27 protein-coding genes are annotated in these 24,660 nt (G+C 55.4%); 2 read left to right on the forward strand and 25 right to left on the reverse strand.

Annotated elements, in window-relative coordinates; all coding sequences use genetic code 11:
• Positions 1–97 precede the first annotated feature (97 nt).
• The 10 genes from DU29_RS0126030 to DU29_RS0126070 all read right to left on the reverse strand — a co-directional run bounded on the left by DU29_RS0126030 (position 98) and on the right by DU29_RS0126070 (position 8,815).
• Entirely contained in the window at positions 98–1,351 is a 1,254-nt protein-coding gene (locus tag DU29_RS0126030; RefSeq protein ID WP_028624336.1) for a TolC family protein, read from the reverse strand.
• Positions 1,352–1,452: 101 nt separating this feature from the next.
• Complete coding sequence (locus DU29_RS1000000133440) at positions 1,453–1,788, reverse strand: hypothetical protein (protein WP_028624337.1); 336 nt, start codon at positions 1,786–1,788, stop codon at positions 1,453–1,455.
• Positions 1,789–2,034: 246 nt separating this feature from the next.
• Positions 2,035–2,904, reverse strand: coding sequence for a sterol desaturase family protein (locus tag DU29_RS0126040; protein ID WP_028624338.1), 870 nt, complete (start codon positions 2,902–2,904; stop codon positions 2,035–2,037).
• Positions 2,905–2,972: 68 nt separating this feature from the next.
• Positions 2,973–3,719, reverse strand: a complete 747-nt coding sequence (locus tag DU29_RS0126045) for a helix-turn-helix transcriptional regulator (protein ID WP_028624339.1) — start codon at positions 3,717–3,719, stop codon at positions 2,973–2,975.
• A gap of 217 nt (positions 3,720–3,936) precedes the next feature.
• Complete coding sequence (locus DU29_RS0126050; RefSeq protein ID WP_028624340.1) at positions 3,937–4,404, reverse strand: DUF411 domain-containing protein; 468 nt, start codon at positions 4,402–4,404, stop codon at positions 3,937–3,939.
• Entirely contained in the window at positions 4,394–5,209 is an 816-nt protein-coding gene (locus DU29_RS1000000131820) for a c-type cytochrome (protein WP_081832544.1), read from the reverse strand. The genes DU29_RS0126050 and DU29_RS1000000131820 overlap by 11 nt, the downstream gene beginning before the upstream one ends.
• Before the next feature lie 9 nt (positions 5,210–5,218).
• The gene (locus DU29_RS0126060) at positions 5,219–6,193 is read right to left on the reverse strand and encodes a copper resistance protein B (protein ID WP_028624341.1); all 975 of its coding nucleotides are present in this window, start codon (positions 6,191–6,193) and stop codon (positions 5,219–5,221) included.
• Positions 6,165–6,413, reverse strand: a complete 249-nt coding sequence (locus DU29_RS1000000132660; protein WP_177326986.1) for a hypothetical protein — start codon at positions 6,411–6,413, stop codon at positions 6,165–6,167. The genes DU29_RS0126060 and DU29_RS1000000132660 overlap by 29 nt, the downstream gene beginning before the upstream one ends.
• 12 nt (positions 6,414–6,425) lie before the next feature.
• The gene (locus DU29_RS0126065) at positions 6,426–8,387 is read right to left on the reverse strand and encodes a copper resistance system multicopper oxidase (RefSeq protein ID WP_028624342.1); all 1,962 of its coding nucleotides are present in this window, start codon (positions 8,385–8,387) and stop codon (positions 6,426–6,428) included.
• Between the two features lie 221 nt (positions 8,388–8,608).
• Positions 8,609–8,815, reverse strand: coding sequence for a co-regulatory protein PtrA N-terminal domain-containing protein (locus tag DU29_RS0126070; RefSeq protein ID WP_028624343.1), 207 nt, complete (start codon positions 8,813–8,815; stop codon positions 8,609–8,611).
• Positions 8,816–9,215: 400 nt separating this feature from the next.
• On the opposite strand from DU29_RS0126070, the gene flgB reads away from it, so the two are divergent.
• On the forward strand, positions 9,216–9,629 hold the full coding sequence (gene flgB / locus DU29_RS0126075) for a flagellar basal body rod protein FlgB (protein ID WP_028624344.1): 414 nt from the start codon (positions 9,216–9,218) through the stop codon (positions 9,627–9,629).
• Between the two features lie 480 nt (positions 9,630–10,109).
• Here flgB and DU29_RS0126080 read toward each other — a convergent pair whose 3' ends face one another.
• The 12 genes from DU29_RS0126080 to DU29_RS0126130 all read right to left on the reverse strand — a co-directional run bounded on the left by DU29_RS0126080 (position 10,110) and on the right by DU29_RS0126130 (position 22,177).
• Positions 10,110–11,339 carry an MFS transporter gene (locus DU29_RS0126080; RefSeq protein WP_236645660.1) on the reverse strand — a complete coding sequence of 410 codons (1,230 nt, stop codon included), beginning with the start codon at positions 11,337–11,339 and terminating at the stop codon, positions 10,110–10,112.
• 116 nt (positions 11,340–11,455) lie between these two features.
• On the reverse strand, positions 11,456–11,710 hold the full coding sequence (locus DU29_RS0126085; protein WP_033050984.1) for a heavy-metal-associated domain-containing protein: 255 nt from the start codon (positions 11,708–11,710) through the stop codon (positions 11,456–11,458).
• 51 nt (positions 11,711–11,761) lie between these two features.
• Positions 11,762–12,403 (reverse strand): general stress protein, encoded by a 642-nt coding sequence (locus tag DU29_RS0126090; RefSeq protein ID WP_201770527.1) that lies wholly within the window; start codon positions 12,401–12,403, stop codon positions 11,762–11,764.
• Positions 12,372–12,869 carry a TPM domain-containing protein gene (locus DU29_RS0126095; RefSeq protein WP_028624348.1) on the reverse strand — a complete coding sequence of 166 codons (498 nt, stop codon included), beginning with the start codon at positions 12,867–12,869 and terminating at the stop codon, positions 12,372–12,374. The genes DU29_RS0126090 and DU29_RS0126095 overlap by 32 nt, the downstream gene beginning before the upstream one ends.
• A 2-nt stretch (positions 12,870–12,871) precedes the next feature.
• The gene (locus DU29_RS0126100) at positions 12,872–13,675 is read right to left on the reverse strand and encodes a TPM domain-containing protein (protein WP_050483186.1); all 804 of its coding nucleotides are present in this window, start codon (positions 13,673–13,675) and stop codon (positions 12,872–12,874) included.
• 41 nt (positions 13,676–13,716) lie between these two features.
• Positions 13,717–14,349, reverse strand: coding sequence for a LemA family protein (locus tag DU29_RS0126105; RefSeq protein ID WP_028624350.1), 633 nt, complete (start codon positions 14,347–14,349; stop codon positions 13,717–13,719).
• A gap of 900 nt (positions 14,350–15,249) precedes the next feature.
• Positions 15,250–17,679, reverse strand: a complete 2,430-nt coding sequence (locus DU29_RS0126110) for a heavy metal translocating P-type ATPase (RefSeq protein WP_028624351.1) — start codon at positions 17,677–17,679, stop codon at positions 15,250–15,252.
• A gap of 22 nt (positions 17,680–17,701) precedes the next feature.
• Positions 17,702–18,577, reverse strand: coding sequence for a polyphosphate kinase 2 (ppk2, locus tag DU29_RS0126115; protein ID WP_028624352.1), 876 nt, complete (start codon positions 18,575–18,577; stop codon positions 17,702–17,704).
• 322 nt (positions 18,578–18,899) lie between these two features.
• Positions 18,900–19,547 carry a methyltransferase family protein gene (locus tag DU29_RS0126120; RefSeq protein ID WP_028624353.1) on the reverse strand — a complete coding sequence of 216 codons (648 nt, stop codon included), beginning with the start codon at positions 19,545–19,547 and terminating at the stop codon, positions 18,900–18,902.
• A 2-nt stretch (positions 19,548–19,549) separates the two neighbouring features.
• Entirely contained in the window at positions 19,550–19,819 is a 270-nt protein-coding gene (locus DU29_RS0126125) for a DUF2933 domain-containing protein (RefSeq protein WP_028624354.1), read from the reverse strand.
• Between the two features lie 441 nt (positions 19,820–20,260).
• Positions 20,261–20,410 carry a hypothetical protein gene (locus DU29_RS1000000131830; protein ID WP_236645661.1) on the reverse strand — a complete coding sequence of 50 codons (150 nt, stop codon included), beginning with the start codon at positions 20,408–20,410 and terminating at the stop codon, positions 20,261–20,263.
• A gap of 435 nt (positions 20,411–20,845) precedes the next feature.
• The gene (locus DU29_RS0126130; protein WP_236645662.1) at positions 20,846–22,177 is read right to left on the reverse strand and encodes a hypothetical protein; all 1,332 of its coding nucleotides are present in this window, start codon (positions 22,175–22,177) and stop codon (positions 20,846–20,848) included.
• A 193-nt stretch (positions 22,178–22,370) separates the two neighbouring features.
• Between DU29_RS0126130 and DU29_RS0126135 the strand changes: the two genes are divergently transcribed.
• Complete coding sequence (locus tag DU29_RS0126135; protein ID WP_028624356.1) at positions 22,371–23,633, forward strand: hypothetical protein; 1,263 nt, start codon at positions 22,371–22,373, stop codon at positions 23,631–23,633.
• Here DU29_RS0126135 and DU29_RS1000000133825 read toward each other — a convergent pair.
• The 3 genes from DU29_RS1000000133825 to DU29_RS01000000130505 all read right to left on the reverse strand — a co-directional run.
• A complete protein-coding gene (locus DU29_RS1000000133825; protein WP_028624357.1) occupies positions 23,630–23,875 on the reverse strand; it encodes an ATP-binding protein in 246 nt (81 codons plus the stop codon). The genes DU29_RS0126135 and DU29_RS1000000133825 overlap by 4 nt on opposite strands.
• Positions 23,872–24,063 carry an ATP-binding protein gene (locus DU29_RS0126145; RefSeq protein ID WP_028624358.1) on the reverse strand — a complete coding sequence of 64 codons (192 nt, stop codon included), beginning with the start codon at positions 24,061–24,063 and terminating at the stop codon, positions 23,872–23,874. The genes DU29_RS1000000133825 and DU29_RS0126145 overlap by 4 nt, the downstream gene beginning before the upstream one ends.
• Positions 24,064–24,221: 158 nt before the next feature.
• The coding region (locus DU29_RS01000000130505) for a YVTN family beta-propeller repeat protein (protein WP_033050988.1) at positions 24,222–24,660 on the reverse strand (439 nt) is incomplete at its 5' end.

A 24,660-nucleotide genomic window follows, 5' to 3' on the forward strand; every position in this document is an offset into this window, starting at 1 on the left:
TCAGGCATGCGCTGTTGAGCAAACCAGTAACCGCCGGCAGCGCCCAAGGCAATCGAGAAGCCTGTCAGCAAAGCCCCTTTCCAGATTCGAGAGCTCATTAATTGGCGTCCCCATAAGCAAAATACAGGCGAGCACTGGTGAGGGCTCGCTGTTCTTCGAAGTCGATCTGTTTGAGGCGGGTCTCGATGAGTTCACGTCGGGCAGCGATGACAGCCGCCAAGTCGCTTTTACCAGCTCGGTAGCTGGCCATGGTCAGCCCAACCTTTTCCTTGGCCAGGGGTAACAGGCTGTCCTGGCTGCGGCGCACAGCACGGTTCAGACGGTCGTATTCGGCCAGATCGTCCTCCAGTTGCTGGGTATGTTCACGTACGAGAGCTTCGCGCTCGGCCTCCAACTGATTCAGTTCGGCGTGTTTGGCGGCGATTTTCGGGTTCTGTCGGGAGTCGGGGAACAGTGGCAGGTCGAAAGTAAATTGCACGCTGACCATATCGCCGAACTGGCGGCCGCGGCGCTGGTAGTCGAGTTCCCAACTCCAGTCGGACTGCTTTTCCGACTCGGCTTCACGCACCTTGGCCTGCGCTTCGCGGGTCATTGGAGTGAAAGCCGCCAGCGCGGGATGATGTTGCAGCTTATGGGAATAACCTGAGGTATCGATGGGCCACTCGGGCAAGCTGCCGACGGGCTGGTCATTGGCCGCCGGGCCAATCCAGCGCTTGAGTGCCGCTCGGGCTTGCGCACGCAGGCGAATTAACTCGTCCTGTTGTTCCGCCAACTGAGCCGCCTCCTGTTTTGGCGTTACCGCATCGGCAGGCTGAGCACGGCCACCGGCGATCTGCGCCCGGACGGTATCAGCCAACAGACGGTTCTCCCGGTAAAAATCCTGAAACAGCGCCTCTTTACGCTCGACGGAGTAGCTGCTGATCCAGGCTAATGCCGTGGCCTGACGAACGTTCAAGCGCTCGACACGGCTTTCGGCCGCGGCTCGATCTACCGACGCTTCAGCAACTTCAATGCGCGCCCTACGCTTGTCACGGTTGGGTACCTCCTGCATGACGCCGACCATCTGCATGGTCATGAAGTCCTGCTCGAGGCGCCAGCGGTCAGGGCCGCCGATGGGATAGTTTTGTACGCCCAGTAGGAGCTTCGGGTCGGGTAGTTCACCGGCTGGAATGGCGGCGCTGCTGGCCGCTTGCAGTTTGGCCGCTTGGGCGGTCAGTGATGGTGCATTGTTTTCAGCCAACCGTAAGGCTTCGTCGAGTGTCAGGGGCGCAGCATGGCTTGGCAATGCCAGCATGCTTGCCGCCAGGGCAGCCACGAGGGGCCAACCGGTGCAGTAGCACTTGGGCTTCATGTTCACGATTCCTGTGATGATCCACTGCGCGCCTCTTTAAACATGCGCACAGATATGCCATCCCGCGCCAGAGCAGGATGAGGCTCAGTGTGGTACAGGAATCAAGCGCGAGGCGGTCGCCAAACCCCGGACGGGGCCTGAGTAGGGAGGGAGTCGCTGAAGATTGTTAGCATCTGCGGACTGGACAACCGAGTGGCAGGTTTCCCCAACGACACTTGTAGCAAGCTGGTGCTCCTGCATTCCTGGCCAGGTTTGCAGGATTTGCCATGATCGGCGGAGCTGCTCATGTCGCCGTCCTGGTTCATATCACCCATCATAGTCATGCCCGTCGTTTTCATCGGGCAAGGTTCTATCGGTGACTGAATGCCCGCCATCCCGCTCAGGGGAAGCGCCAGGCTGATCAGGAAAATGAGGCAACACCGCAGATAGCGTTTCATGCGAGGGAGTCTAGTCGCTGGTGACGGGCTATACCATTACGAATCTGTCAGGAAAGACCAGCCAGATAGCCCAGCAGGTCAACATGAGTCTCCTTGCCTAGAAACAAGGACTCGCTAAACAGCGAAGCCTGACTCCTGAGCATGGAAGTAGCAAAAGCTCACAGAATACCGTTCGGATCACGTCTGATTGGTTTTACTATTAGTGTGGCCTCGGTAGCTGCCGTAGCTGCAAAGCAAGGGAGCCCACTAGCCTTTGTTTACACGGTCATGCTCAAAGGGTTCGATAAGCTGTCCAAGGTAATTTTTGGGGTAATCCGTTTCATGCAATCCGACCTCGGCTTGGCCTAGTCTCCCCAGACTGTCATAGAACGTGCCAAATATTCGGTCCCACACCATCAGAAACTCACCATAGTTGACCTGGGCGTCTTCAAAGTCGCGTTTGTGATGCCAGCGATGAATTTCGGCAACACCGATAATGTGGCGCAACCATCCCACCCGGTAGTCCAGGTTCGAATGCTGGAAGGCCAAGTGCACTGTTAGAACTCCAAACCAGGTGGCCACAACTGCGGAGGGTGCGCCTGATGCGAACAGGATCACCAGCCCCGGACTCGCCATAAGCACCGCGTGCAACGGATGTCGTCGCTCCCCGTTCATCCAATACAACCGCTCGGCGCTGTGATGAGGCATGTGAAAACGCCATAGCCAATACACTCGGTGACTGATCCGATGCATCGCATACAGGCTCAGATCGAGCACGGCGATGACTAGTAGCAACTGCAGCCACAGCGGGCTCTTGTTCGGAAAGAGACGAACCGAAGCTGGCACCGCATCACCAAGCTCGACCAGGACTCCAGCTGTGAATTGAATGACGGAAAGGTTCACCAGCATGTGCAGCAGGTCTGTCGCGGTGTCTTGATGATCCTCAAGCCAGGCTTCGCGGAAAGGTTGGATGCGCTCCAAGCCAGCGATGAGCAAAAGTCCCACTGCCGCAACTAGGGGAGTCGTGGGCCAATACGGTACGCCGGTATACAGCGTCCAGATCATAAAAGTGGCAGAGCCGCCAAACACGAGGGGATAGCTAACCCACCGTAAGGCGAATCGGAGAAAGGAAGGCATTGCTCAGCTCCTGGATATGGAACCATCACAATATGTGTAGAAGCCAGCTTTCGGCTTGAACGAAAGAGCTAAGTCTCCTGGAGATGAACTTCAGCCAAGGCGGATGACGGATCGATACCCAGTAGCGCCCGGAATGTCCGGGAGAAATGAGCCGAGTCTGAAAAACCCGCCTGATGAGCCGCGTCGGTCAGCCGTGCACCTTTGGCCAAATGCTGCAGGGCTTGCGTGAGACGTAACCATCTCGCGTAACTGCGAAGCGGCAGCCCCGTATGCTCCACGAACCAATGAGAAAACCGCGTGGGGGATAGATGCACCACCGCGGCCAACTCTTCGCGTCCCATTTGGCCTCTGCTCAGCGCCTCAATTACCTTGATCAAGCGAGGATCTGGGGGCGGGAGATCGGGCAGTCGCAGCGCCTGGCGCACCCCGGTCCTAACCTGGAGATCAGTGTGTCCTGGTTCGTGCAGTGCGTCGACTATCGGCGCTACGTCCGCCGGAGTGATCAAAATCACCCTCGCGTCTTCCGCACCCCGCAGAGCGCGGGCTTCCTCGGACAGCGCATCCACATAGATCGACAGAACGTGACCGGCGCTCAGCTGGTGTTTCAAACCGGCCGGAATGAAGATGGCGCCCCCTGTTTGAATACCCATAGGGGTTTGAACCGATACAGTTGAGTCGAGGCCAACTGAGATCTGATGTGCTTGATGGAGGTGCCATTCTTGGTGACCGGCACGGCCATAAAAGACACCGATACCAGAGCCAACCCATGCATGACCTGCCCAGCGCACGGTCTCTGCTGTAACCCAGCTCTTCATTCTCTAGCTCGGCCTACTTCCACTTTTGTCCGTGCCGACTGCACACGTATAGTCATTCGGCATCTGACTGCGGCATCGTATTGATGCTGGGCCATGATGGGCTATTCGTGCGCCGACTCCCAATTTCTTTACCGTGCTTTCGAACCTGGATACTTGAAAATTTTTGCCGACGCCGGTTCGACCGGTTTGTCACCGTTAGGGTAATGAACTTTTGTGATTAGTTTACCGGGTACTCGGCGATCACTTGGTCGGTACCTGCTTTGCTCAGACCAATGACCTGATACGCATCCTGCTTCCCACCAACCTCCATACCAGGCGAGCCTGCCGGCATCCCCGGCACAGCAATCCCGATAAGGTCATCGCGTTTGCTCAAGGCAACTATTTGCTCAGCTGGTACGTGGCCTTCAACAAATTTTCCGTTGATCACCGCGGTGTGGCATGACGAGAGACGCGGAACAACTCCCAGGTCCTGCTTGATTGCGCTCATGTTGGTTTCTACATGATCAACGACGGTGAAGCCGTTAGCTTCAAGGTGCTGGATCCACTTCTTGCAGCATCCACAGTTAGCGTCACGATGGACGTCGATCGTCAGCGACTCTGCTGCATGACCAGCTGAACTGATAAACAGAGCCGCGAATGCAGCGAGGCGAAGTGCCCGACCGGGACGAAGAAAGTTATTTCGCATGGGTATGCTCCTTCCCATCAGCGTGGGTATGAGTTTTTGGCTGAACGGCCGGAGTTGCAGGAGCGTCATGTGAAGCCTCCACAACCTGAGGATGGGCGTGTTCGGTACTTTCATCCTGAGAAGGCGCTGAGGCCGCTTCATGGGCATGGGCGCTGTTTCTCTCGCCATGATGGTCGCCTGCTTCTGCTATCTCTTCGGCTGCACCCGCATCATGATGCCCCGCGACAGCCCCTCTTTGGCCCTCATGCTGGCCTTCATGGTTATGCATTTTGCTCTCGCCGCCACCGTGTTGATGACCACTGCTGCTGGTTGCTAGAGCGTTGTATTGCTCTGCATCCAATGAAGGCAGCTGCTGGAGAAAAGCGACCATTCCCCATATGTAGGGATCGGCCATGCTTTTACCCCAAGCGGGCATGCCTGTGGATTTGATTCCATGCTTGATGATCCAGAAAGCTGCGGCAGGGTTTCCATCAATGCCCAGTTTTGAAAGGTTTGGAGGTGCAGGGTAAAGGCTATTGCTTAGCTCGGTTGCTGCGACACCCGGAGCAAGGTGACAGCCAATACACATTGAGTTGTAGTTGCCAGCGCCTGCGCGGATGAGAGCTTCTTCACTCAGGTCGGGGACTTTAATATCGCGTGAGCGCACAGCAATCGAGCGATCCCGAGCAGTGGAAAGAAGTGAGTGAACGGGGCCGAAATGCGGATCATCCGCCCCAACATTGATCACACCAAAATACACCACGCCGGCACCTACTATTGCGGCGACCCCCCCGGCAGCAGCCAATGTTTTCAATGTTCTTTTCATGTCAGGCCCTCAAAACCACATCCGAATACCGGCGACAAATCGCGCCTCGTTCGCATCCTCTCCTTCATCGCTGGCCAGGTCTGCCGTATTGCCGTAGGAGCGGCTCCAGCTAACCCCAATGTAAGGGGCAAATTGGCGAACAATCTCATAACGCAATCGGAGCCCTACTTCGGTGTTTGCCAATCCAGACCCAATGCCGCGCTGAGGATCATTTTTTCCGTAAAAATTGGCTTCGGCCGTCGGCTGCAAGATCAGGCGATTGGTCAGCAGAATGTCGTAGTCGCCTTCCAATCGAGCAGCGGTTTGACCGTTCTCACCGATGTAGGCAGTCGCTTCGGCTTCAAAGTTATAGAGGGCCATGCCCTGAATACCGAGCGCTCCCCAAGTTTGTGGTGACCCGGGCTTGAAGTCTTGTCGTACGCCGGTGACGACATCCCACCATGGACCGATGGAGTGCCCCCAAAGTGCTGAGAGTTCAGCGTTTTCCGTTACGCCATTGGTACGTTCGCCTTCCGAGCGCAACCACAGTCGATCAACGTCACCGCCGATCCATCCTTTTGCATCCCAGGCCAATGCACTACCGTTGTCAGCATCCTGGTACTCAAACTTATCCAGCAGCATGAAGGAGTTGATTTTTTTGTCGTGGACACCATGACCAGCGACATCTGGAAAGGCGGCTGCACGGTCAGCGTCGGTAAGTACGGGGACTGGGGTTCGACTGGTGGTAGTCGCCCCTCCGTCCATACTTTCCATTCCGTCCATTTGCCCGTCATCCATACTCATCTTGCTGTGATCCATAGCCCCCATCTTGCTATGGTCCATAGCTCCCATTGAGCCGTGGTCCATCTTGGAGTGATCCATCTCTTCAGCGGCGTGAGCCACGACAAAGAAAGCAGGACTGGTAGAGACTGCCAGTGCCATCAACGTTGGGCGTAAAAACTTACTGGTCATGATCTCAATCTGCCTTTTTGGTTTTTTGGTCATGATCCATCGACTCATGGCTCATCTTGCTGTGGTCCATTGACCCGTGATCGGGCTTTGACTCGTTTGTCGTAGTTGCAGGCTTGTTCGTTGCTTTTGCAGGAGTAGCAGGTGAATGATCACTACTATCTTCGACTGCCAGCGCCACGGACGAGAGTCCACCCATCAAGCCGACGGCAAAGAGGCAACCGACCAGCGATTTACGATTTAGGTATGTGCTCACAGATCGTCTCCTTTACTCATCAACCCGTACTTCACGGAACATGCCCATTTCCATATGGAAAAGCAGGTGGCAGTGATAAGCCCAGCGACCTAAGGCATCAGCGGTGACTCGATAGCTACGCTTGGTACCTGGTGGCATGTCGATTGTGTGCTTGCGCACCATGAACTTGCCGTTCTCATCCTCAAGGTCGCTCCACATGCCGTGAAGGTGGATGGGATGGGTCATCATGGTGTCGTTCACCAGGGTGATGCGAAGACGCTCCCCATACTTCAGACGAAGCGGCTCGGCGTCAGAAAATTTGATGCCGTTGAAGGACCACGAAAATTTCTCCATGTGACCGGTCAGATGAAGCTCAATGGTGCGATTGGGTTCGCGACCGTCAGGGTCTTGGAACGTGCTTTTCAGATCTGAGTAGGTGAGCACTCGACGACCATTGTTCCGCAAACCGATGCCTGGATCGTTTAGCTTGGGCGTTGGGTTCATGGCTTGCATGTCAACCAAGGGGTTGTTGGTTTCGGAGGCTGGGTGAGTCTGCATTTCGCCCCCAATACCGCCCATCCCTGCCATCTTGCTGTGGTCCATGCCGGCCATGTTGGACATGTCGCCTTTGTCCATTCCTGCCATCTTGCTGTGGTCCATACCGGCCATGTTGGACATGTCGCCTTTGTCCATTCCCGCCATCTTGCTGTGATCCATACCGGCCATGTTAGTCATGTCACCGCTGTCCATGCCGGTCATCCCGGTCATGTTACTTTGGTCCATTCCGGCCATCTTGCTGTGATCCATGCCAGCCATGCCGGACATGTCGCCGCCGCCCATACCAGCCATGCTGCCATGGTCCATGCCCGCCATACCGCCCATACCCATGTCATCCATGGTCAAAAGCGGCCGAGGATCGATCGCAGGTACCTGTGCCTTTAATCCTTCGCGAACTGCCAAGGTTCCACGTGCATAACCGGTTCTATCCATGGACTGGGCGAAGATTGTGTAAGCCTCTTCGCTGGCAGGCTCTACGATCACGTCATACGTTTCTGCCACGGCGATGCGGAATTCGTCGACGCTCACCGGTTTGACATGTTGGCCGTCGGCAGCCACCACGGTCATTTTCAAGCCAGGAATGCGGACGTCGAAATAGCTCATCGCCGAGCCGTTGATAAAACGCAGGCGTAGCTTCTCACCTGGTTTGAAAATACCGGTCCAGTTACCGTTAGGCGCCTGGCCATTCATGAGATAGGTGTAAGTATCCCCACTGACGTCTGCGAGATCAGTGGGGTTCATTTTCATTTCAGCCCACATCTTCCGGTCGGCCACGGCAGCAGACCAACCTTGCTTGCTGACGTCGTCGATAAAGTCGCCCACGGTACGTTTGTGGTGGTTGTAGTAGTCCGATTGCTTCTTGAGCTTGGCCATGACCCGACTAGGATCTTCGTCGGTCCAGTCAGTCAACATCACCACATAATCGCGGTGGTATTGAAAAGGTTCTGGCTCTTTTGAATCGATCACGATGGGGCCGTATACGCCAGCCTGTTCCTGCAAGCCCGAGTGGCTGTGGTACCAGTACGTGCCGTTCTGATGAACCTTGAATTTGTACTCGTACATGCCATCGGGGGCGATGCCGTGGAAACTCAAGCCCGGCACACCATCCATGTTGGCCGGCAGAATGATCCCGTGCCAATGGATGGAGGTGTCCTGGTCCAGGCGGTTTTTCACCCGCAGCGTGACCGTTTCCCCTTCACGCCAGCGCAGCAGTGGTCCCGGCAAGGAGCCGTTGATGGTCATGGCTGTGCGTGGTGAACCGGTGATGTTGACCGGGGTTTCACCAATAAACAGATCAAACTCGTTACCGGTCAGTACGCTCGGAAAGCCAGGGCTGCTCACTGCCCATACAGGAGTGCGCCACAGACCAAGACCGCCGAGAATGCCACCAGCGGCCAGGCCTTTGACGAATGTCCGCCTAGAGGTTTTGGAATGCATGCCGTTTATGTCCAGTCAGTCAAAAGGGAAACCGTGCGAAACACACTGTGCGTTTTGTTTACAGGTTGGGGGCATTCTCTCAGGAGTTCGTCTCGAATCCCTATGAGTCTTGCTCGCCGCCGCAAATGACAAAATTCATACGGCAGGCGAGCTCAGAAGTTGCCACATTTTAACCACCAAGGTGATTACATTTCTGTCAGCTTGGGAGTGCATCAAGCCGCTCAATATTTGGCTTGGTCGGCCGCCTTGGCGTTGCTCTTCACTACAGGGGTTTGAGTGCCTTGCTTCTGGGCAACTTGGTGCGTGTCCATTGAGTTCTTTCTGGCCGCCTCCATGCGTGCGAATGTCCGGTCACCACCGCCTTCGGCCATCGCCAGAGAAGAGGCGGTCAAAGCGGCTATGACCAATAGAGTTTTAATGGATTTCATGGGGGTATCCTCGAATGAGTTTTGGTCACCCCGTTGAGCTCACATTAAAAGATGATTCTAGGGGGCTGAGCTCAAGGCTCGTTATAACTTTAAGACGAATACCCTGTCAGAAACCTTAGGCGAATATTACAGTTGTGTCAGGTAGACACTTTCTTCTTGAACTGCAGACGGCTTACTACGTAAGGTCTCACTCATCCAAGCAAAATTGCACCGCATTTAACCGTTTAAAAATTTATATATGACAATTTTGTAAGCCTCCAGTCATTTTCAAAGAGGCTCGACGGTTTTTGAACAGCTGAACAGTATCTGAAATTCGACGACGTAAACGCATTGCGTTTAACCTTGAGTGTTCGATATGCGTATTGCGTTGGGACTGGTAATTCCACAGAGGTGATTAGGCGTGAGTATTAATTTTGAAAAAGCCGTTGGTTCTGCGGAAAGAGCGTTAATTTATCGCAGCCAAAGAGCTGAGGTGCTGAGCAATAATATCGCTAACGCGGATACGCCCAACTTCAAGGCCCGTGATTTGGATTTTCCTGCCTTGCTTGCAGACCAGTCAAAACGAGTGACGGCTACTCAGTTTTCTTTACAAACAACAAACCTAAAGCATATTGCCGGGAACGGATCAGCAGGCGAAATTGATGGGAGTGCCTTGCTTTACAGAACTCCAAATCAACTGTCCCTTGACCAAAATACCGTGGATCAGCAAATCGAACTTGCGAAGTATACGGAAAATGAAATTCATTTTGAGGCAGCGTTCACCCGACTCAATGGTTCATTTAAAGGCCTGATTAAGGCCCTTCGCGGGGAGTAATTGCCAAAAAATCATTAACCGCGTTATAGGACAGTCTGGCTATCTCAGCCCTGATTGCCCTAAACGTAATCTCCGCGTCAGCCGACATCGCCCGATTGTCCCTACAACATTGTGCTCATTGAACCATAGAGGCTGGCTGGATAGGTGTTGAAGCTATTAGACGTCATGCCGAGACAAGTCAAAATTTAGGATATTTGCGTCGTAAGCTGTTTATGTATAAAGGTTTCCGCGTAAACCACTTTAGGTTTCACCAAAGGATTGGCGCAAACATCGAGCTGTCCTTGCACGCCTGTCGCGTGGTCTCTGGAGTTTTCAATTTTGCACGCCCGGCTCCACAGTGGAGCCTACGCAACCTCATCGTAGTTATTCGAACATCCGAATCACGGTTTCTTAAGTATTCCACTGAGAATCAGTTCGTAAGTGGGATCAGCGCGGACTTTTTCTGCGCCGAGAAGCCGGGTTCCCATTCTGTTCTCATCTTCACTTTTGCTTTCTCGATTGCACGGATATCGGGTGAGGGCATGAATGGGGATGCATGAGTAAACGCGGCAACCCGAGGCTCAACAGGAAACCCAGTACTGTGAAGCTCGCGCTCAAGACGAAAGAGGCGCTAGGGAGAAGGACAGCGCTGTAGAGGATTCCTCCCGCTGCCGATCCTAAGGTTGTCCCAAGACTGGACGCAGCCGTTTGCTTGCCGAGTTCCCAGCCCTGCGCGCTTCCAGCCTTGGCCGAGATCCAGTAGGTGAGGATCGGCGACAGGATGCCGGCGCTGGCCGCAACCGCACCGATCACGACCAGCATTAACTTAAAATCAGACGCCCATGGCACGAGAAACAATCCGGCAGTGAGCACGGAGAGCGCGGGGGCGATGAGCCAGCGGGTCGTGTCCGGCTTGAACCAGGGTGAGAATGCGATTGCCTGCATCACAAACATGACCAAGCTGCACTCGGCGAACATCAGCGCAATTTGATATGGACTCAAACCGAGTTCCTGTTTACCACGCAGTGCGAGCCCGACCTCGAAGACCCCGACGCCGACCGATACGATGAAAGTGAGGATGAGGAGTTTTGGCACGAGCCATGTTTTTTGATCGGCCGAGGCCTTCGATATCTTCGTTGACCGACCAAGGACGTCGATACTTGGTAGAGCAAACGCAACTCCACCAGCCACTAAAAAGGCGAGTAACCCCGTCGCCGCGAGCGGAACCGCTACTGATCCTGGCGGCAAGGCGAGGTTGAAGGTATCTGCGGCAAAGCGCGTTACGAACACGCTCAGCATCGGTCCAAGCAGGAAGCCGCTAATCCCTGTCATGCTGACGAACGCAAGCCGACGGGCTCGGCCCTGTTCAGTCGTCGTGACGTTTCCTATCACTGCCGCAGCTACAGGCGTCACGGCTGCGGCGAACATGCAGCTCAGAAAACGCTCGGCGTATACAGCGACGAGACTCTCAACAAACGAGAAAACCAACATGGTTACGCCAAAGCCGAGGAGTCCAATAAGCAGTACACCACGCGGGCCGCGTTGATCGGAAAGTCGACCCCACAGGGGGGCGAATAGAAAAAGTGAAAGGGTATAGACAGCCGTCAGTAATCCCGTGTGCCGGGAAACTTGCGCAGCATCACCTCCCGCGCCCAGGAGTCGCTCAATAAGGTAGGGCAAAAGTGGAAGCACGATGCCAAAGCCAATCGACACAGTGAACACGCTCAGCATAAGCGTGACCATAGTCGCGATGGGCAAACCTGCTGAGCGCACGCTGGTGACCCTCATGTAGCCACAGGCCATCGAGTCATGCCTGCGGTCTGACTGCTGGGCATCATAGGGACGAGTTAACTGCAGCAACCGCCCTTGGATTGATGACTGGACGCGGCCTTAGCCATATCCACGACATAGCCCGCGCCTTTCACGGCCGATTTCAGTTGATCGGGTGAGGTCAGTTGCTCGTCATAACGCACCGCAGCCTCGCCGGTCGAGAGCGACACTACTACGTCATGGACTCCGGGAATTGCTTTCAACGCGTTCGCCACCTTGCTGGTGCAGCCGTCACACGTCATACCCGTTACGTTCAACGTTTGATTTTGCATGGTGATACTCCTTTTCATGATAGGGAATACAAACATTGCAGTAATACGCTTTTAGTCTCCTGCATGGACCTTCACATTCTCATGCAGATCAATACTTGCCGGATTGCTTGACTCAAGGATCGCTTTGGATCTCGCCATCTCGTCCGAGGAGCCATGGGCTACAACAAGAAATCCATCAGCTTTGACGGCTTGCTCGTACTGGATAACGCTGTCCTTCGGAATGCCGATGCTGAAAAGCGCAGCGCCAAGCGCGCTCAACCCACCGACCAGAATTGCACCCTCGACAGCGGCAACGACGATCCCTGCCAAGTGACCAAGCACCATGACAGGCCCGACCACAGGAAGGGTCAGAAATATTCCGCCGAAGAACAGGCTCCAAAGGCTGCCCCAAAATGCGCCCTTCTTACCCCAAAATTTAATTCGGTCGCCGACGTTGTAGAAACCCACAACCTTTTCCTCGGAATGAAAACCTTGTCCGACGATACTGAAATGCGTCATGTCGAGCCCACTGGCAGCAAGCTTGCGTACAGCGTCCTCTGCATCCTGATGATGAACGAATACAGCGACTACAGCGTCATGTTGATCCAGTTGGAGTGTCATGCTCTGTTCCTCGGTTGAGCGTGCTTGAGTTTTTTGGTTGGCACCAGCGATAGAGGGCTCCTCAGAGAACCATTGGTTTATCTGGTAATTCATTCGGCTCACCGCCGGCAACGGGAAAGTGTTTCGTCAGATGCTGTGTAACCGCCTGAACACCGCTGACTACGCCGCCTTTGTAATTGGATTGTTTGAAGGCGGCTTCCATCTGGCGGCAAATGCTTTGCCATTCTTGAGAGCCCGCCTTCGCGTGAATTCCGCGATCGGCAACAATCTCCACGTCCCGGTCAGCGAGCAACAGATAAATCAGCACACCGTTATTGTGAGCGGTGTCCCATATACGCAACTGCGAAAACACATCGATAGCGCGCTCTCGCGCGGACTGGCCCTTGAAAAGCGGTGTGCTATCCAGCGCGCCCTCCACGACGAAGCGGATTTCTCCGGCGTGTGCAGCCTCACTGGTTTTGATCGCTAGTTCGATCGCGATCAACGTTTCGCGGGGAAAAGCCCGTTTGACCTCCCAGTGGGTCATAGCGAGGTGTTTCATAATGCGTTTGATATTCATCGTCACCACCTCCCCGATGCGCCGCCGCCGCCAAACCCGCCGCCACCACCACCGAAGCCACCACCACTGCCTCGACCGAATCCTCCACGATGCCCCCCCATACCGTATCCACCCATACCGCCACCGACCAACGTGAACAAGAGCGCCATCACGCCCGCGCCCAACGCAATGAACAGTGCGCCGGCCACCAACCACGCGATAACGGCCACAACGCCTCCGGTGACTAGCGCACCTGGAAATCTGCCCAAAACGGGGCGCAGCACACTGCCGATCACGAGCGCAAGAATAAAAACGAGCGGACCATACTGCCGAATATCCGTAACACCGCCGATAGTTTGTGCGTTGGGTGCCGGCAACGGCTCGCCATCAATTACCCGGATCATCTGGTCGAGCCCGGCAGCAATGCCACCGTAGAAGTCTCCTTGCTTGAAGCGCGGTGTGATGATCTCGCTGATGATGCGTTTGCTGGTGGCGTCATTGAGCACGCCCTCAAGGCCGTAGCCTACTTCGATGCGAAGCGCACGGTCTGTCTTCGCGATAACCAGGATTGCGCCGTCATCCACTTTTTTCCGGCCTAACTTCCATTGCTCCGCAACGCGCAAAGCATATTGTTCGATCGCTTCCAGCTGGGTGCTGGGGACAATGAGAAGTGCGAGTTGAGTGCCTTTCTTGGCTTCAAACGTCCGTAAAGTTTGCTCGAGGCTGGCTGTCTGATCTGCGGTGAGCGTAGCGGTCTGGTCAGTGACCCGGCCAGTCAGGGGAGGGACTGCGACTTCAGCGCCCACGAGGAAAGACCAGCACAGCATTAAGACAAACAACGCCGCCGCGCTGGTCGTGCGCACCGTGGTCACTTGGCTGCTCCCTGACTACCGCTTGGGGGAAGAGCAGGCGCTGACCCAAAATCTACTGCGGGGGGCTTAGCGATTTCTTTTTCGTTTGCTACCGTGAAATTAGGCTTCTCTTTGTATCCGAATGCCATTGCCGTCAGATTGGAGGGGAAAGAGCGTACGGTGACGTTGAATTCCTGCACTGACTTGATGTAACGGTTACGCGCCACTGCAATGCGGTTTTCGGTGCCTTCCAGTTGCGCCTGCAAATCGCGAAAACCGGCGTCTGCTTTCAGTTGCGGGTAGTTTTCGCTCACTGCCAGCAACCGGGATAACGCTCCGGACAGCTCGCCTTGTGCAGCCTGAAACTTGGCAAAGGCGGCCGGGTCATTGAGCACCTCTGGCGTCACTTGTATGGAGGTCGCCTGAGCCCGCGCTTGCGTCACTTGGATTAGTACTTCTTTTTCATGCGCAGCATAGCCTTTGACGGTATTGACCAGATTAGGTACCAGATCCGCCCGACGCTGGTATTGGTTTACTACCTCAGACCAACTCGCTTTTATTTGTTCATCGTTGCTCTGGAATGTGTTGTAGCCACAGCCACTTAGGTTTAAAGCAACCAGCGTTGCCAGGAGGATCCATAATTTGCGCATTTTATTTTTCCAAAAACAGGTTTTCAAACCGGACAACATTGTGACTGTTGCGCCTTTGGCAATATCCTTGCCATGTTTTGGTTGCGAAGACTAAGTACTACCTATAAAAACTCTTCGCCACGGAGCGGCAATACCGCTCATCGCATTGCTACTAATGAGATCTTTTCGGATCCATCGCCGTTTGCATTTATTTGGTACCAATTGCAGTGACGGTATTGTGTGCCCGACGATTTCACACCCATGCCATTTAGATTAGACATGTCATCCTGCATCGCGTTCATGTACTCGGCCATCAATGTACAACGATCTTCAGGTATATTTTTCCTGAAGTCTGGGCGGTGTTGGTCATACTGGCAGAGTCAAATGAGAGCCGAGAGGAATAAAGTCAGAGTTGATATAAATCAGATGAAAAATTTCAGTTTCATGAGTTTTCCCTCTTTTCTTATGGATAGTGGATAAATTTACAGTACGAGGATGAGGGAAAAGATAGATTGATCTAGGTCAAAGTAACCAGAATGAACCTCCTCCGCTCGTCGCTTGTGATTTGCACCCTGCAAAGCTTTGGCTCAAGGGAAAATATGAGTCAAGAGAGCAGAGGTCTGATTTTCAGTAGCTTTACAGATTTTTGCGCCTGAAACAGGAATGACATCAAATATCGGCGGCTACTTCACACTGCCCTTGCTCTTGATAGTTCATACCGAAACGCAGGGTGTTATAGAACTGGCTCGGGTAGCGCTGTATTTGTTTTGAGGGCAGGGAGTCGCCACTTCAGCATGAGCTACATCACCTGCCTGGCAATCCACTGACCTCGTGTTGCCACACTGCGGCAGCAAGGCTTGCGTATAGGTCGCGACAGTGTCGGTTTCCTCCTTGCCGCATGATCGGGCCCGTGGGACCGGCTTATAACGAGACGCCCGGGGAAGTCTGCGCGCCCGCCGTAGGTGTAATTTGTGGCCGTACACTCTTGATACCGGCGAGCTTGGTCCGTTTGAGTAGCAAAGCGTTGATTGCCACGACGGCCGAACTACCCGACATCGATAATGCTGCGATTTCTGGCGACAAAGTAAACGGGTAGAAGACGCCGGCTGCCAGCGGGAAGGCGATCAAATTGTAACCAACCGCCCACCATAGGTTCTGATGCATCTTGTGCAGGGTGGCACGTGACAGTTCTATAGCACCGACGACATCATACGGGTCGCTTTTCATCAAAATGACCTGCGCGCTTTCCATAGCCACGTCGGTGCCGGCACCGATCGCGAAACCTACATCAGCCTGGGTCAGGGCCGGCGCATCATTGATGCCGTCGCCTACCATGCCAACTTTGTGCCCCTGCTCTTGAAGCTCCTTAAGCTTGGATGCTTTCTGGCCTGGGAGCACGTCGGCCAGCACCATGTCAATACCAAGCTCCTTGCCGATGCGATCAGCCGTGGCTTGATTATCGCCGGTAATCATCGCCACCTTTATACCGCGCTCCTGCAACTTGGCGATCGTCGCCATGGAGGTCGGCCGTACGGCATCGGCGATGGCGATTAGACCGATCAGCTTCCCTGCGCGAGCGACATACACCACGGTTCGGCCCCCACCCTGGAGTCGGATGGCTTCAGTGGCCAGCGCCTGCAATGGGATGTCTTCGGACTCCATCAGCTTGAGGTTTCCGAGCAGTACCTTCTCACCGTCGATCATCGCGTGAGCACCCTGACCATCGATGTTGGTAAATCCCGTCGCGACCTCGGCCTGCGAGGTCCCCAATCTTTTGAGCACCGCCAACGCCAAAGGATGCTCCGAGAACTTCTCCACCCCCGCTGCGGTAGCCAGCAACTGAGCTTCGGTGACGTCCTGGGCGGTGACCATCTCCACCACGTCAGGCTGCCCTAGTGTGAGTGTGCCCGTCTTGTCGAAAACGATGACGGTTAGCTTGGTAGCGTTCTCAAGTGCAGCGGCGTTTTTGAACAAGATACCGTTCATAGCGCCGAGCCCGGTACCGACCATTATGGCCATTGGGGTGGCCAGGCCCAGAGCGTCGGGGCAGGCAATAACGAACACCGTGATCGTTAGCGTCAAAGCGAACAGCAGTGGCTGGTCCAGGACCCAGAACCACACGCCGAAAGTGAGCAAACCAATGGCAATGGCTGCCAGAACCAGCCACTGCGAGGCTTGATCAGCGAGTAGCTGTCCGGGCGCCTTGGAGTTTTGGGCTTCCTGGACGAGTTTGACAATCTGGGCCAACGCCGTGTCGGCGCCAACCTTGGTGGCCTTGTAGCGAAAGCTACCGCTCTTATTGATCGTGGCGCCAATGACTGCATCACCAGGAGCCTTCTTCACGGGCATCGATTCTCCGGTCAGCATAGACTCATCGACCTCAGAGCTACCTTCGATGATTTCACCGTCAACCGGAATCTTATCGCCCGGCTTGATGATGACCGTCTCGCCCGTCAGCACCTCCGAGGTGGCCACCTCGGTCTCGACGCCAGCGCGTAGCACCGTGGTCATCGGCGGGGCCAGATCCATAAGGGCCCGGATCGCATCTGAGGCACCCGCGCGTGCACGCATCTCAAGCCAGTGGCCCAGTAGAATGAAGACCAGCAGCACGGCTGCGGCTTCGTAGAATACCTCGCCTTCATAGAGGAAGGTGGCCCCCACACTGAACACATACCCAGTGCCGACCGAGAGTAAAATCAGGGTCGCCATGTTGACCACCCGGTTACGCGCAGCACGCCAAGCGGCGATGAAGAAAGGCCAACCCGGATAGGCGATCGCGCCAGTGGCGGCGATGAACAGAAAAACCTTCCGATTGAGGTCGAACGGCGTTGCGAAATCGCCGAACATCTTGCCCATCGGCGAGTATAGGAAGACAGGAATTGCGAACAGCAGAGCAATAAAGAAGCGATTACGCATATCGTTGGCCATGTCCTGCATCGACATGCCGGGCGCATGGCCCATATCGTGCGTCATTTCACTCATCGGTTGCGCGGGCTTGGCGCTGTGACCCGCACGGGGATCACTCCCCGGTTCCATCTCGTTCGGCGCATGTCCCTTGCTACCACCCTGCACCATGTGGCCTTTATGCGTGTCTGCGGTCATCTTGTGATCTGTAGACTCGCAGACGTGAGCGGGAACGAGTTCACCACGGCAGTGGTAGCCGCAGTCAATGATGCGTTGCCGGATCTCTTGAGGCGACGTTTTCGCTTCGTCAAAGTGTACGGTGGCACTGCCGGCCACATAGTTCACTTCGACATGATGGACACCCGATAGCATTGCGATCTGTCGCTGGACGCCGGCCGCGCTCAGGGTGGAAATTAACTCCCCCACTTCGAAGGTGCTTGTTTTCATATTCGCTCCTGAGGGGCAGACATCAGCGCGCCAGTTTCCCAGCGTCGACGCAATTGGGCGTGAATTCGAATACGATGTCCCGATCCGGCTCGACGAGCTTGTTCTTCTTGCCTGCGTAATGTAGTCGCGAGAGGACGTCGCGTATAAGATTTAGGCGCGCTAGCCGCTTATTGTCAGCCCGTACGATGCGCCACGGTGAGATAGCGGTATGCGTTCGCATCAGCATTTCGTCGCGCGCAGCGGAGTACGCCTTCCAACGTTTAATGGCTACAGCATCAATCGGACTCGTCTTCCATTGCTTGAGCGGATTACGTTGCCGCTCGTCTAGTCGGCGCCGCTGCTCGTCCTTGCTGATATCGAGGTAATACTTCAGCAGCTTGATACCTGAGTTGACGAGCACTTCCTCGAACTTCGGCACCGATTGCATGAACTCCTCATGCTCGTCCTTAGAGCAAAAGCCCATCACATGCTCGACGCCGGCACGGTTGTACCAACTGCGATTGAACAGAACTAGCTCCCCAGCCACGGGAAGGTGGGCGACGAAACGCTGGAAGTACCATCCACTGCGCTCGCGGTCAGAGGGTTTATCGAGTGCCACGACGCGCGTTTCGCGCGGGCTTAGGTGCTCGACGACGCGCTTGATGCTGCCGTCCTTACCGGCGGCGTCTCGCCCCTCCAGCATCACGAGAATCCTATCGCCGCAGCCGATAAAGTGCCTCTGAAGCTTGACCAACTCAATCTGCAAAACTCGAAGCTGAGCTGCATAGTCATTATGTGAGATCAATGCCTCGGTTTGCCCCCTGCTGACGATAGGCTCAGCAGGCGTAATACCTGTGCCGCCTGAAACCGACAGAGTGACTGGATCACTTCCCCTGACATTTTTTTTCTTTTTGCTCATAGAAGTACTCCATCGTCCAGCTCGATCGTTCGGACCCTCAGGGCAAACTGATCTTGGTGACCACAGGTTAGATCTGGATCGGTGTCACGGACGCAGATTTTTAGGCGCTTACGCGCTGTCTGCACACGCACCCGATACGGGTACCTCCCTCGACATTAGGTTCCTTCTGCTGAGGTACAAGGCCCGAACAATTAACAGATGGAATGGGATTGATGCGGTTGCTTGCGTTGTTGAACCTGCTAACGCGATTCAGGTGTTGGTCCATAGCCGCCGGAATAAACGGAGTTAAAGGAGTGCCAGCGAGCCTTCAGGCAACATCGCTTCAGGTGGCCGATAGCCGCTTATGCAGCGACGGCAGAAAGCGTGGTGTCCTCGCAGCATAATCTGCGAACTCCGCGCCGAACTGCTTTCGCATCTCTGCCTCTTCTGTGATAGCCAGCCGCGCATACATCACTAGCAAAATAGGAAACATGAGCAAGGTCAGCAACGTCGGCCACTGGAACAGAAAGCCCAACAGAATAAGTACGAACGCAACGTATTGCGGATGGCGGATATGCGCATACGGGCCTGACACGGCGAGACCTTTGCGTCGCTGCGCGTGGTACAGGACATTCCACGCGCTGGACAGTAAATAGAAGCCGAAGCCAAGGAAGACATAGCTGGCGATGTGCAGCACACCGAAGTGCGGATCGCCCTTCTCTCCGAGTAGCGTCGACCACAGATGGCCGGTGTTGTGGGACAGTAGGTCGAGGCTCGGGAACTTCGTCTGAAGCCAGCCCGACATCAGGTAGATGGTCAGCGGGAAGCCGTACATCTCGACGAACAGAGCGACTATGAAGGCTGCGAACGCCCCGAAAGTGCGCCAGTCGCGTGCGGTCTGAGGCTTGAAGAAACTGAACGCGAACATGATGAAGATGGCCGAATTGAGGATGACGAGCATCCACAGTCCGTAAGCCGGGGTGTCGTGCATGACTAATCTCCAGTCTTTGGCGGCTGCGATGGTCCAGGGGGGGCTTTAGCCGACGGGTCTCCGTGATTGTGACCATGGCCGCCGTGCATGAAGAAGTGCATCAGCGGGCACGCCAGCAGCAGTAGAAACGGCAGCGCGCCAAAGAAGTGGGCACGGTGCTCGCTTAACAGAAAATACGTAGCAATGGCGCCAAAAACGATCAACCCGATCAAGTAGCGCGAGCTCCAAAAGCTTTGTGGCTCAGAGTTGTGCTGGAGGTGGTCGTGCTTCACTAGATTCTCCTTGGGGAGCCTACAGAGTTCGGAAAAAATCGTACGCTAAGGTTTTTCGGACTGCCATAGGCCGAGCAGTCGCGCGGCGACGATGAGGTACGCTCCCTGCGATGTGGAATTGCGGAAAGCAGACTCGGCAAGAAGCTGCTGATCCTCGCCGTACCACCCACGTGCGCCGGTGTGGGAACAGCCGCGGCAGCAGTCGGAAGAAATCCAGGTTCATTCCCAGAACCGCAGACACCGGCGCCGCGCACACTTTTTCCGCATTCCCGACGTAGCAAAGCGCCGCGAGCCGTAAGAGTGAGGCGCATGAGACTGCGGCGGTGATGACGGAACCAGTACATGAGCACTCCATAGACTTGTTAAGCCATGTCGATGTTCAGTTTAGACCGATAAGCAGCACACGAACTGACTTAAGTCAAACCAGTGGTTGTTTGCTGCTCACTCGGGCACTTGGTAGCTAATGCCATTGGGTCCGGCCCCGACTTTATGGCTGGCCACCACTGTGCGGCTGGCAGTATCGATCACAGAGAAGGTGCCGGCCTCTATATTGCTAACAAACACATAAGCGCCGTCGCTGCTGATGGCCATCGCGCGCCAAGAGCGATAAGGGGGAGATCGCAGAAAACGGAAATTTCCGTACACTAAGCGACACCCGACCGGCTTCAAGCTTTTTGTGACATGGGCTATGTCCGGTTGGAGTTCACCTCAATCAGGCGTCAGAACGATTACTCACCCCCCGTCAGAGTAGGGGCTATTCCTGCATTTTCTTACGCTATGGCGTCCACCTCTACGACCTCACCTGACAGACAGAGCGCTTAGCGTACGAAAATTTCCGTTTTCTCTATTCGCCCCATAAAGCACCTCGCTTGTCGTGTTCGGGTTGAGTATAGGGTGTAGCCCAAAGCATCATTGCGGCTCAGAAAAAGGAAAGCTCGCAATTTGACCAGTTTTTGGCAAAGCACGGACATCCCGCAGACAAGATGAGAAAGTAACCGGTTGCTCTACCTCGACCGCCACCAATCGCTACAACGCTGACTTGGTCGACCCGGACGTTTCGGGGGTTGTGTAGACGGGCGCAAAGCCACCGCCAGAGGTGCGAAAGTTGGTGGTTTGGCCCTGATACATGCGGGCGCTCACCCATTGCACCTTGGCGTCATAAGCGTACACGCGGAGGTCGAACTTCATGGGTATGGGCAAGTTGACCTCCCCGGTTGATCTATCGCTTGGTTTGACAATCGCCTGCGCCACATAGTCGCCCGCCAGGATATCCTGCCAGACTCCTCGGGTGAGCTTATCGCCCCGGTAAGCAGCTCGGCTGCCAAATCCTGCAACTGGTTTGAAGAAAAGACTGCGGCGCGCCGTCCATAGACGCTGTTGATCGCTGGCCCTAACCACTTCTGTGTGGGGAACGTGCTCCAACAACACATCTTGGATGGCTTGTGGCACACCGAGAAACTCTAACTGCGCCGCGTCGCTGAAGAGGGCTAGCCGGCGTTTGTCGGCATAAAGGGCATGGGATTGAGGATGCGGCGTCAACACAACGCCTTGATGGAGATATGCCTCGCGCAAAGCCGCACTGGTGGGTTGCTCCAGGTAGAAGTCTGTCAGCCGGTTGTACACCAGATCAATGACCAGATCGTCGTGCCATAAGGCGCTTTCACGCCAGTCCAGAGTGGCCGGATCGGCAATGACTGCACGTATGCCGTGTCGTTCGAATAATTGTTGGAAGAGCAGAAACTCAGGGTACAAATATTGATCCTGAGGTGATGAGTCGACGATGGCAATGGTTTTTAGCGGCCCACTACGTCCGGCAAGCAGCCACTCGTGACGGAACATCTCCACCATGGATTTTTCGAAAAATTCAATCTGGGCCAGCGTGGGTGCCATCGCCCCCAATTCAGCACAGCAAGCCCGGTGTGCCCTGGCCATCACGGCATTGAGCATCGCGCCACCGGCGTTGGTGTTGATCTCGATGAGTCCGACGGGGCCGTCGTTGAGGTGGAAGTCATAGCCAAAGAAAACGCCAAGCGGACCCGTCGAGGTCAGCTGCGCGACGGTTGGCGCCCCCGCCAGGACAAGCTCGCGGTATGCGGGCATGGCCACCACAGACTCAACAGCCCTTACGACTTCCGCCATGCGCTGTATCTGCTGCGCCGCCACGAATACAGGCTGGGAAGCAAACAGGTAGGGGCAGCGCTGTCGAACCATCGTCGACAGCGCTGCCGTACCCAGCTCCGAGTCCAGCGCATGAGCCAATGCATTCTGGTCAAGGCTGAGACAGAAGCACTCCTGGTTCAATAACTCAACAGCGCCGCTTGATGCGCAACGGTCTTGCGGCGGCAAGCTGGTATTCATAACCATGTACCGACCCAGGTAAGGCTGCGTTGAACGTGAAAATTCGGTCCCGTGCGTTGATCATACCCCATAGTAATCGATAGTAATCACGCAGCCCGAAAAATGAAAATCCCCGGTGCGGCCCGCTGGTGGCCTGTCGCTGAATACGACAAAGTTCGATACAGTCAAGCGAACTGAAACGGACGGAAATCCAATGCATAACACCGTTGCCCTACTGATTGACTACTGGAAGGCAGATCCCCTCGGCACGTACAACACCTGGTTTCTCTGGGAGGAACGCCTGAAGAACTTTCGCTCGATCCGGCGGGGTATTGGCCAGGTGGTACGCGATATCGATGCGGGAACTTTCGGAAATGCTTATCGAGGCTCGTCCTTGCAGACGGTCGTGGGGTCGGTTGCTGAGCAACGGCAAATATTCAAAGGCGCTGACCATGCTTTCTTGTGGAAACCCAAACTGCGCATCCCGGATATTTATGAGCATGAGATCAATCAACGCGCTTTTGCGAGGCTGCTGAATGCCTGCGACTGCTGCGACACCGCGGAGGCCGTGATTGAAGCGATCCAAAAGATCGATGCGCTCAAGATCAAGGGCCTGGGACCAGCCGTCGCCAATCTGCTCTATTTTATTCATCCAACTCTGGTTTGTCCCTTCAATACGGCTATCGTCAACGGTTTCAATGCTGTCACGGGAAGCAACGTGAAGTTGGGCCGATGGGACCATTACCTCTCCATGCGCGAGGGACTGATTCGCCTGAACGAACAACACCGCCACAAGCTGTCCAATGATTTGGGTGCTATCGCCGGCTTGATGTTTGATGTCGGCAGCGGCCGCTACGCTGCGCCCCCGCGCTTGGAGGACCCTGGCGTGATTGCCCTGTGGGAGCGCGATCTGCAACGCGTCCGTGAAGAGTCGGCCGCCGCGCAAAAGCAGTGGCTGCTGGCTCGGGAAAGTGATGCCACCCATACCCAGATCCAAGGCTGGTTGCGAGACATGGGCATGTCGCTGGGCTTCGATGTCTGGATTGCATCGAATGATCGCGGACGCGAATACGCAGACGGTTTTCTGGGGGACGGCTGCCTGCAGCAATGGCCGGGTGGCAATGGGCAAGGCCTGGATTCGGTTCGACTGATTGACGTCGTCTGGCTCGAACGGGGCAGCGCACAGGTTGCAGCGGCGTTTGAAGTCGAGCACTCCACGTCCATTTACTCGGGGATCGTACGCATGCTAGACCTTGCCCTGGGTACACAGGTAGGCGCCGCCAGCACCTTGTTTCTGGTCGCACCCGACAATCGCCGCGATGAGGTTGCGCAGCAACTCAAGAGACCCGCTTTCTCGCGGGTATCCGAGCTGGGTATCCGGTATCTTCCCTACAGCCAACTTAAAGAGCATAGGGAAACGATTGGGCGATTCGGTTCCAGTATCAAACCGTTGATGGAGATTTCCCAACTGCTCTAACTTTTCCTGGTCGAGGCTTGGCGGACTGCTTCAAAAGCCGGAAATACCAATGTGAAAGGCGTTTCGCCATCCTTTTGGCTGCGCACCCGGACTTGTCCGCCATGGGACAACATGATGGAACGCACAATGGCCAGGCCGAGTCCGGTACCGCCACCGGAACGCGCACGGCCGGAAAACGCGGTAAAAGCGATCAGTGACCCGCGCCAGATGGGCTGGGGGATTCCCTCACCCACGTTGGTCACACCGCCAAGGTAACGCTTGGGCCTTCTGCAGCGATGGCTAAGGTGACCGTTGAATTGGAAGCGGCATGACGGACAGCGTTAGACACCAGATTGGTGATTGCACGCTGCACCAGCAAACGGTCTCCCAAGATTTTTGCATCTCCGGTCACTTCCAAAACGATGCCCTTGTTTTCAGCGATCAGAGACAAATAGTCAGTTACTCGATTCGCTTCGTGAGTGATCGCTATGTGTCGAACATGACGGGATTCTGAAACAGCAGGCTAAACGCCTGCTCGCAGGCGGCGTTGCGGGCTTCGCGGATTTTTTCCAGGGCTTGGGTCACGCTCCCTGCGGCTGTACGCGACGGTCAAGGCGTCACGCTGATGCCGTTGGGGCCCTTGCCTACAGGAACGGTCTTCACCACCTTGCGCTCCTTCACGTCGAGCACGGAGACCGAGTTTACGTAGGTGTTGGTAATGTATGCATACCGTCCGTCACGGTCGACGACCACGCCATGAGCACCGGCGCCAGTCTCGACTGTCTTGGCGACCTTGAAACTCTCCAGGTCGATCAGGCTGACGATTTTGCCAGGCTTCTTGGGCGTGCCCTGGTTGGCCACCAGCAGCGTGCGCGAATCCGGCGTGACGTACAGCTGGATAGGCACCCTTCCGACGGCAACCTTGCGAATCACCTGGCGCGTGGCCGGGTCTATCACGGCGACGGCGTTTTCTTCCGACAGCGACACCAAGACAAGACGACCGTCCGGCGTGAAGCCGACTTGAGCCGGACCCTTGCCTACCTGCACC

Source organism: Pseudomonas sp. Ant30-3 (assembly GCF_000690905.1).
GTDB lineage: Bacteria > Pseudomonadota > Gammaproteobacteria > Pseudomonadales > Pseudomonadaceae > Aquipseudomonas.